The sequence below is a fragment of the Clostridium psychrophilum genome, from assembly GCF_018861705.1.
Taxonomy (GTDB): Bacteria; Bacillota; Clostridia; order Clostridiales; family Clostridiaceae; genus Clostridium_AD; species Clostridium_AD psychrophilum.
On sequence record NZ_JAHLEC010000008.1, the window covers coordinates 51080 to 60308 of the forward strand.

The 9229-nt window shown below is 28.5% G+C and carries 7 protein-coding genes and 1 pseudogene; 4 read left to right on the forward strand and 4 right to left on the reverse strand.

The window, feature by feature from the left end; genetic code table 11:
• The first annotated feature begins 20 nt into the window (after positions 1 to 20).
• The 3 genes from KPL38_RS03440 (at position 21) to KPL38_RS03450 (ending at position 5468) form a co-directional block, all read left to right on the forward strand.
• Entirely contained in the window at positions 21 to 980 is a 960-nt protein-coding gene (locus KPL38_RS03440; RefSeq protein WP_216287049.1) for a sugar ABC transporter substrate-binding protein, read from the forward strand.
• A gap of 131 nt (positions 981 to 1111) precedes the next feature.
• Complete coding sequence (locus KPL38_RS03445; RefSeq protein WP_216287051.1) at positions 1112 to 4312, forward strand: response regulator; 3201 nt, start codon at positions 1112 to 1114, stop codon at positions 4310 to 4312.
• A gap of 19 nt (positions 4313 to 4331) precedes the next feature.
• Positions 4332 to 5468 carry a CheR family methyltransferase gene (locus KPL38_RS03450; RefSeq protein ID WP_246577791.1) on the forward strand — a complete coding sequence of 379 codons (1137 nt, stop codon included), beginning with the start codon at positions 4332 to 4334 and terminating at the stop codon, positions 5466 to 5468.
• A 179-nt stretch (positions 5469 to 5647) separates the two neighbouring features.
• On the opposite strand, the gene KPL38_RS03455 is transcribed toward KPL38_RS03450, so the two are convergent.
• Together KPL38_RS03455 and KPL38_RS03460 are read right to left on the reverse strand one after the other, a co-directional pair.
• Positions 5648 to 5959: an aspartyl-phosphate phosphatase Spo0E family protein gene (locus KPL38_RS03455; RefSeq protein WP_246577792.1), complete on the reverse strand. Its 312-nt coding sequence runs from the start codon at positions 5957 to 5959 to the stop codon at positions 5648 to 5650.
• Positions 5960 to 6385: 426 nt separating this feature from the next.
• Entirely contained in the window at positions 6386 to 6712 is a 327-nt protein-coding gene (locus tag KPL38_RS03460; RefSeq protein ID WP_216287055.1) for a hypothetical protein, read from the reverse strand.
• 462 nt (positions 6713 to 7174) lie between these two features.
• Between KPL38_RS03460 and KPL38_RS20190 the strand changes: the two are divergent.
• A pseudogene (locus KPL38_RS20190) lies at positions 7175 to 8431 on the forward strand (methyl-accepting chemotaxis protein); the annotation flags it as partial.
• 211 nt (positions 8432 to 8642) lie between these two features.
• Here KPL38_RS20190 and KPL38_RS03470 read toward each other — a convergent pair.
• Positions 8643 to 8954 (reverse strand): DUF6618 family protein, encoded by a 312-nt coding sequence (locus KPL38_RS03470; RefSeq protein WP_216287057.1) that lies wholly within the window; start codon positions 8952 to 8954, stop codon positions 8643 to 8645.
• Between the two features lie 34 nt (positions 8955 to 8988).
• The coding region (locus KPL38_RS03475) for a hypothetical protein (protein ID WP_216287066.1) at positions 8989 to 9229 on the reverse strand (241 nt) is incomplete at its 5' end.

Below are 9229 nucleotides of genomic sequence, written 5' to 3' on the forward strand. Positions count from 1 at the left end.
GATGATGATTGGGGGACCTAATGAAAAAAAATTTATCAATTGTACTTATAATTGTGATGATAACGTCTTTTTTTACTGGATGTGCAGTGAAAACAAATACTACATCACTAAATACTAAAAAGATAAAGATTGGTGTTTGTATTTCTGATTTTAATGACAAATTCACATCTTACATGACTAATGAAACGAAGAATTATGCTAAGTCCTTAAATGATGTTGAAGTAGTATATGTTGATTCAAAAAATGATTCTAATACAGAATTTTCACATGTTAAAACATTCATATCTCAAAAAGTAGATGTCATTGTCGTTCAACCAGTTGATACGGATTTATCGCAGCCTATAACAGACAGTGCGAAAGCGGCTAAGGTTCCAATCATGAGCATTGGAAGGCCATTTGAAAACCAAAATGATGCAGCAGCTTATGTGAGTTCGGACTCAAAACAATCTGCTAAATTGCAAATGGAATACCTTGCAAAAAAAATGCACTTTAAGGGTAATGTGGCAATTATGATGGGGACGATGGGTCAAGAACAACAGAGATTAAGAACTCAAGGTTATCATGATGTAATAGCAAAATATCCTGACATGAAAATTGTTGCGGAGCAAACAGCCGACTGGGATAGGGCGAAAGGTACGGCTTTAATGGAAGAGTGGCTTCAATCTGGGAAAAAAATAGATGCTGTAGCTGCAAGTAATGATGAAATGGCAATAGGAGCATTAAAAGCTATAGAAAGTGCAGGAAAATTAGGCAAGATAACTGTAGGCGGTATAGATGCTACTCCTGAAGCTCTTAATTATTTAAAAAGTGGTAAATTAGCGGTTACAGTATTTCAAAATGCAACAGAACTGGGCCAATGTAATATAAAAACTGCAGTTAAAATAGCTAAAGGTGAAAATGTAGAGAAAACGGTGATTTTTTCAAATGAATTAGTAGCTCCCAAAGATGCAGATAAATATATGGCTAAATGGAACAAATAAAAATATTAATCCCAGGTTATATCAGCACATACATGTGAAGTTAGCAACTATAGGTGATGTCAGTACCTACAGGTACTGCTAGCACCTAAAGGTGATGTCAGTACCTATGGGTACTGCTTAAGGAGGAATTTATGAGTAATTTTAAGAATATTAGTATAAAGCAAAAATTTATTATATTGTTTTTAATTTGTGCTATAACATTTATTGGATTTGGGACCTTTACTTTAATAGGACTTGATAACTTGCAAAATATAACTCAAAATTTATATAAACAATCATCAAAAGTTTCTGATGCTACGATCAAAGGAAAATTAAATTTGGTTGAAATTAAAGGTTCTCTTAAAAGTGTAATTTTATTATCAAATAAACGTGACATTCAAACGCAAATAGATAAAGTTACGCAATATGAATTAGATTTACAAAAAAATCTAGATACCATAGGAGAAAATTCTTCTGATTCTAATACTAAAAGAAATTTGCAGGATGCTAACAATGTTTTTTCAAAATGGTGGAAACCACAAAGAGATGAGATTATTAAAGATGTGTTAGCAGGTAAAAAAGCAGATGCAATAGTGATATCTGAAGGAATAAGTTCAGATTTTGTTGATCAGCTTGAAATTGATTTTAGTAATATATATTTAACTTCTTCAAATGGGGAAATTAGTTTAATAGATCAATCAAACAAACTACAATCTTCACAGAAAATAACCTTAATATTAACTTTAGTAATTTTAATAAGTATACTTACTTTATCATTTGGTATGGTGATAAAGAGCATTTTAAATCCTATTAACAGATTAAAAGAACATATGATTAAAATAACTAATTCAGGAAACTTAGAAGAATTTAAAATTACCCAAAAAAATGAAATTTCGGAAATGGCTACAGACTATAATATATTGACAAATAAATTGAAAAGTAAATTTTGGATAAATGATAATTTAAATTTATTAAATGATCAAATGGATGGTAACTTATCTGTAAAAGAATTGACACAAAGGGCCATAAATTTTTTATCTAGATCAATGGATGCTGGCAGTGGAACATTTTACGTACAGAATAAAGAAAATAAACTTACGCTAAATTCTTCTTTTGCTTTTACAGAAAGAGATAGATTATCGAATGTTTATGAGCTTGGCGAGGGTATAGTTGGACAAGTGGCTTTAGAGAAAAAGCCTATACTTCTTAAAAATGTGAGAAAGTCAGAAGCTGTTATTTGTACAGGAACTGTATATGAATCTCCTTTTAATGTATATGCTTTTCCATTAATTTATGAGGAAGAAATATGTGGAGTTATTGAGTTATCCTCATTTGAAACTTTTACTAAATTAAAACAGCAATTTATAGAAGAAGCAAGTAACGTTATTGCTATAAATCTATTTACTACAATTCAAAATCAAAGGATTAAAGTATTATTAGAGGAAAGCGAAAAGGCAACTAAAAAGGCCAAAGAAATATCTCTTGAATTAACAAATGCAAATGAAGTATTAGAAGAGCAGCAAAGACAACTTCAAGTTCAAACTGAAGAACTTAAGCAGACCAATGCTCAACTTGAAGAACAACAACAAGTACTTCAACAGCAAAGTGAAGAGATGCAACAAACTAACGCTCAGCTTGAGGAAGATCAATTGCACATAGATGAGCAGTCAAAACTTATACTTGTTAAAAATGAAGAATTAGAAAAATCCGGAGAAGAGATTTTGGCACGTTCAAAACAAGTTGAAATGGCAAATACATATAAATCCCAATTTTTAGCAAATGTATCTCATGAACTAAAAACACCACTTAATTCAATTATATTATTATCTAAGTTATTAATAAGAAATAGCAAAGATACAACGGCAAAGGATTCACAAGAAAAGATAAAAGTTATATATGACTCAGGTCAACATCTGCTTAGTTTGATAAATGATTTTTTAGATTTATCTAAAATTGAGGCAGGAAAAACAGATCTGCATTATAGTTATTTTAATTCTAGTGTTTTAACTAGTGAGCTTAGAGATATGTTTAATGCAATTGCAACGGAGAAGGATATTCAATTTATATTAGAGGATCAAATTAAAGATAATATATGTGGAGATAAAGAAAAAATTTCGCAAGTGGTAAGAAACTTTTTATCTAACGCATTTAAATTCACAGATAAGGGCTCAGTAAAATTAAAAATAGAAGTGGATACAAAACGCGAAAATAACATAGTATTTTCGGTAATGGATACAGGAATTGGCATAGCTAAAAAGAATATAGATTCGATTTTTGGAGAGTTTCAGCAAGGCGACGGTTCTATCTCAAGAAAATATGGCGGTACAGGTCTTGGTCTATCAATAAGTAGTAAACTATGTACGCTTATGAAGGGAAAAATAGAAATAACCAGTGAGCTTGGTATGGGCAGCACCTTCTTACTATATTTGCCACGTTCAATTCCACAGCAAGTGATTTCTTCCAGTGAGGCGGCAGTTACAATATGCAAAAATGAAGAGAAGATAGTAGATGCCCCAAATAAAGAAATAAAAAATGAACAAAATAAAAGCTTGCTTATCATTCAAGATGATATAAATTTCATTAAGTCAATTAAAGCAATCGCGGATGGTATAGGATTTACAACCTTAATATCAAAAAGCGGGGCTGAAGGCCTTAAGATTATAAAAGAAAAAGAAGTTGATGGGATTTTATTGGATTTGAACTTGTCAAACGAAAAAGAAATTGAACTACTTAAAGAAATTAATAATGTAATTAAACTAAAAAACTTAAAAATACCTGTTATTCTTTATACAGATATTGAAATAAATAAAGAACAGGAAAAAGAGATAAAATTATATGCAGACAGTATAATTATTAAGACTACAAACTCATATGAAAGGTTACTAGATGAATTAACTTTAATACTTCGTAAGGGTAAAAATGAAGATGGATATAAGAATATTATTACTTCAAAGATTAATAAAGATAAAGCACTAAATCTTGATAATAAAAAAATACTAATTGTAGATGACGATCCAAGAAATATATTTGTGCTTGCAGCAGCACTCGAAGATTACGGCGCAGAAATCATTGAAGCCGAAAATGGAAAGGTAGCACTAGAAAAGCTTGAAAATGAAGTTGTTGATTTGATTTTAATGGACATAATGATGCCTGTTATGAATGGATATGAAGCAATTAAAAACATACGAGACAATGATAAAATTAAGCATATACCAATAATAGCTACCACAGCAAAATCTCTAAAGGGTGACAATGAAAAATGTATGGAGTGTGGGGCAGATGATTACATTCCCAAGCCAATTGATTATGATGTACTTATAACCTTAGTAAAAGCTTGGATTACTAAAGATTAAGTAGCAATGGAGGACTAATTTGGATTTTAAAATAATTTACGACAAATTACAATCAAATATAGTTGTTGTGGGAGAATTTGAAGCTCCTAAACAGGCTTTAGAATTAATAGAGATTTTAGATTCACAATATATGCAAAATATTAATATAAGCTTTTGGGGAGCCAATGTAATTCCCCAAATTGTTGTAGAAAAACTTTTTATCATGCAAAAGCAAAAGAAGTGTACGATTTCTGTTATAAAGAGATACTTATATTCATATTTACAAAATATAGGCGTGAGATGTAAATACATTGAGAAAAAATTTACTTTGAAAAAATCAAATGAAAATTTACTTGATAAAAGAGAAATCTTAAATAAAGAAGAAGTTTATAAATTTTTGAATGAACTAAATAGTATTTATGGATATGATTATACGGAGTATCAAATAGATAGCATAATGAGACGTTTAAACATAGCTATGATAAAAGAGGGTATTACAAGTTTTAAATCATTTAGAGAACAAGTAATAAATAACGAAACTTTTTTTCATAATCTATTTCTTGATTTTTCTATAAATACAACAGAGTTTTTTAGAGATCCTAAGGTATTTGCTTTAATTAAAACTAAAATATTGCCTTACCTAAATTCTTATAATCATATAAAAATTTGGTGCGCAGGTTGTTCTAATGGAAAAGAAGTTTACTCTTTAGCTATAATGCTAAAAGAAGCAGGGATACTTAATAAAACCCAAATTTATGCTACTGATATCAATCCTTATGTAATACAAGAGGCAAAAAACGGAATGTATTCCTCAAGTACCTTAGATAAAGATATAAGTAATTACAGAATTGCTTTGGGCGAGAAAAATTTTATCGAATATTTTGATATTAATGATAGTTATATAAAAGTTAAAGAAGAACTTAAGAAAAACATATTGTTCTTCCAGCATAGTTTGCTTAGTAATGGAACTTTAAACGAATTTAATCTCATACTTTGTAGAAATGTATTTATTTATTTTAATGATAGTTTACAGGAGAAGATTCTTAAAAATTTTAATAATTCTTTAGAAAATCATGGATTTTTAGTAATGGGAAAGAGTGAAGGAATTCAAAGAAATAACGGAGAAAAATATTTTTGTAAGTATGATGAGAAATTAAAGGTTTATAAGAAAAGATAACTTGTTAAGTCAAAAAAGTAAAAGCTATGAAACTCGGTGTTAAACCTAGATTTCATAGCTTTTATTTATATAATTTTAAAACTAGAACTTATGCTTATCATGTTTTTAAACTATTATATGTAAGAATTTTTTTTATTGGTATGGGGCCTAGGGCTAAAGCATAAGCAGATATTTTAATATTATATACGAATATTATCTGATTTGCAGTAGCATTTTTTATGTAAATTTAATGCTTTGTCAGAAATAGTATATTGTGAAGCTAGACTTTTTAACAATGGACTCAAGTTATTGTTTAATAAGGCTTTATTATTAGTTAAAGCAACTTTACCTGAAGTATATTTAGCTTTATGATATTTAACTATAACTTTATCTAATTGCTGACTGCAAAATATAACTATTCTATCTGTAGGCTTTTTAAAGTTAAGTAGAAAATGCAATATACTTCTTAATGATTCTAATAAAATCTTTATTATTCTTAATTTAATATTCATATATTTACACCTCTTTCTATTTATTTTCTTGTTAAGCCAGAACATTATGATACCATATTTTTAAAATTATGTTAGGTATTTCGTCAGTCATTAAAACATAAGAAGCTACAAAATATGCTATAATTTAACAAAACAGCTAGCGAAAGAAATGTAAAATATTACACAAAACACCATGCAGACGTTTAATCATACCATATGTAATAATATGTAACAACGAAAAAAGTCTTAATTTGTTTCCACATAATTACAAAAGCTAATAAATTCTTAAAGATAAATAATGAATAAGTGTTGATATGGAATATAGGGAAATAAGTATTGATACAATGAAGCATGATGGCTAAGCAAAAAGGTGGCCTATTGCAAAACAGGCCACCTTTAAAACTAATTTTTTATATTTTTATAATCTCAATATCCTGATTTTTCACCTTAATTTAAATCCAAGTCCTGTAGCAAGTCTTTTGCAATTTGAGCATCCTCTAATGGAACTTGTATTTCCATAATATTATCAAATACAGCAATATTTCTAATCTTCTCACCTTTGATAAAATATTTTATTTTACCATAATCTAAAATTGACTTAACTATAGGTATTATACAAAGGTCAGTTGTTGCGGCTATTGTAACAAGTTCTACATATTCAAAATCTTCATTTTCTAATTCATCACCTGACAGTTCTTCAACTAATTGAATATTACAGTCTGAGCAGAAATCAAATCCTTCTCTATATTCACATTTACATTTTGGACAAAACATGTTTATACCCCCTTATAAAAAATCAATATAGATATTTGAAAAATGATTTATTAGCTAAGCACAGTATTTACTATTAAATATATTACATTAAATTTGAACCTTCCCATAACATTTCCTATTGCAATAAATAGCAATGAAATCAATATTGGTATGAAAATCGATTGATTTATTATAGCACCTTTAGCTATTGAAAGTATAGTTATTTGTAGGCCAAGTAAAAATATAACCAATATGCATTTTAAATATTGATACAAAAGATTATAAATTAAAATCAATAAAAACATAATTTTGTAAATTAAAGAATATTATGTTTAGAAATCAAAAAATGAGTTGTATAATACTATTATGATACGAGGTAAAATAAAATTCATTACAATTTTATACAAAACTTCATTATTATAAGTATGCAATAAATTTTAAGATAGAAAAGTTAATAAATGTAAAGAGAAGGGAAGTGTTAGTATCAAATTTTTTGTAAACTTAAAGGTTAAGAGAAAGCTTATATCGGTATTTACAGTGATTTGTATTTTTATAATTTTAATAGGAGCACAGGGTATAATAAGCTCATCAAAAATAAATGATGGTTCTAAGTTTATATATAGTAATAGTTTAATATCTATTAAGGATCTTGAGGAAATTAAAGGGAACATAAATGAAATGAGAGGAAATATGCTTGCAATTGTTTTTGAAAGAGATAGATCAAAGTTAGATTCACAGATAAAGAACATAAATAATCTAACCAATGAAGATATAAAAGTTCAAAAGGAATATGAAAGTCTACCTACATCATCAATAGCAGAGGATAAAATTTATACTGATTTTAAAAAGGACTTAGTAAAATATAGAGAAGGAAAAATCAAAATAATAGAACTTGCAAAAGCTAAAAACTATGGAGAGGCAGTTAAGATTTTTAATTCTGAAATGGCTCAAGTAAGAATTTCTATGTTTGAAAAATTAGATAAATGTATCACATTAAATCAGCAATCGGCGGAGCAAGCAAATTTAGATAATACAGCTCAGTTTAATAATGTTAGATACACAATAATAAGTTATACAGCTATAGCATTTTTTATTATAATTTTTATGGCATATATAGTAAGCATAAACATAATAAATCCATTGAAAAAAATAAAAGAGTTGGCAGATAGGTTATCTTCTTACGATTGCTCAACTCCAATTAATATTACAAGAAAAGATGAATTTGGACAAACAGCTGTAGCTTTAAATACAGCACAAGAAAATGTAAATAGTTTAATAAAGGTAATTATGGAAAATGCACAGGATTTAAGTGCATCTTCAGAGGAACTTTCAGCTACAGTTCAAGAATTATCTTCAAAAGCTATAATTATAGATGAAGCAGTAGATAACATCACTGCAGGTATGCAAGGTTTTAGTGCTGGTTCAGAGGAAATAAGTGCATCTGTTGAAGAAACAGATGCTAGTATTAACATATTATCCTCAAAAGCTATTGAAGGAAGTAACAATTCATATAAATTTAAAGAAAGAGCTACTGAGGTTAAAAATAATAGTGAAAAGGCTATTAATGAGACTAAAATACTATATGAGCAGAAACAAAAGCATATGGAAAAAGCCATTGAAGATGGGAAAGTAGTAGACAGCATAAAAGTTATGGCAGATACTATCGCAGATATAGCATCCCAAACCAATCTTCTTGCATTAAATGCTGCAATAGAGGCGGCAAGAGCTGGTGAACAAGGTGTTGATTTACACTTTATCTTATCCTAACATTTACAAATTAATTTATCCATTCAAATAACTAAACTGCACATTCATTTATCCAATCTACAAAATAATTTAACCAGACTTTACACTTTATATTAACCTAATATTAAAAACTAAAATCTATAAAATAATAGAGTAGCATAGCTACTCCAAGAATTAAGCTTACTGAATTTATAATTTAATGTAATTATGATGGATCTATTTGGGCAGCTATCGCTGCTAAAGTACAGGCAACTGTTATTCCATCAATTTTACCCATAACACCACAAAGTTTTTCAGTACTGTAGAACTTGTCTTTTAATTCAGCTAAATGGCAACCGGCACCAAAATCAGGCATGCAGGTAAAATTCCCTAAGGTAGTTTTACCAAGCAACACCATAATACCTAAACGACTTTCAATTTTTATTTCATAATGGCTTCCGTAGTTAATAATTGATGTTACTTTTCCAGTCCAAATTTCTTTCTTATTTTTAGTTTTATTTGTACATTCAAAAACCATTTATTTAAACCACTTTTCATATTTTTATATATTGTTATATAAGATTTATTTCATTTTGAACACTCATTACAATTTCAGTGTCAATTACTTTTAGACCCTTCTGATATCCCATCATTAAACTTTTCTCAAGAATAGTATTAAGAAGTCTTGTAGAACCGTTGCAACAGGAATTAATAGCTTCTATTGCATTAGCATTAAAGATCTCATCGACTATGCCACAAAGTTTTAATCTTGAAGATATATAGCCATTAACCTCGTTTTTGGATATACCTTCA

Coding starts and splice junctions, on each gene's coding strand:
- KPL38_RS03470 (WP_216287057.1), bottom strand. CDS start 8,954: ATGGTTTTTGAATGTACAAATAAAACTAAAAATAAGAAAGAAATTTGG.
- KPL38_RS03460 (WP_216287055.1), bottom strand. CDS start 6,712: ATGTTTTGTCCAAAATGTAAATGTGAATATAGAGAAGGATTTGATTTC.
- KPL38_RS03455 (WP_246577792.1), bottom strand. CDS start 5,959: ATGAATATTAAATTAAGAATAATAAAGATTTTATTAGAATCATTAAGA.
- KPL38_RS03440 (WP_216287049.1), top strand. CDS start 21: ATGAAAAAAAATTTATCAATTGTACTTATAATTGTGATGATAACGTCT.
- KPL38_RS03445 (WP_216287051.1), top strand. CDS start 1,112: ATGAGTAATTTTAAGAATATTAGTATAAAGCAAAAATTTATTATATTG.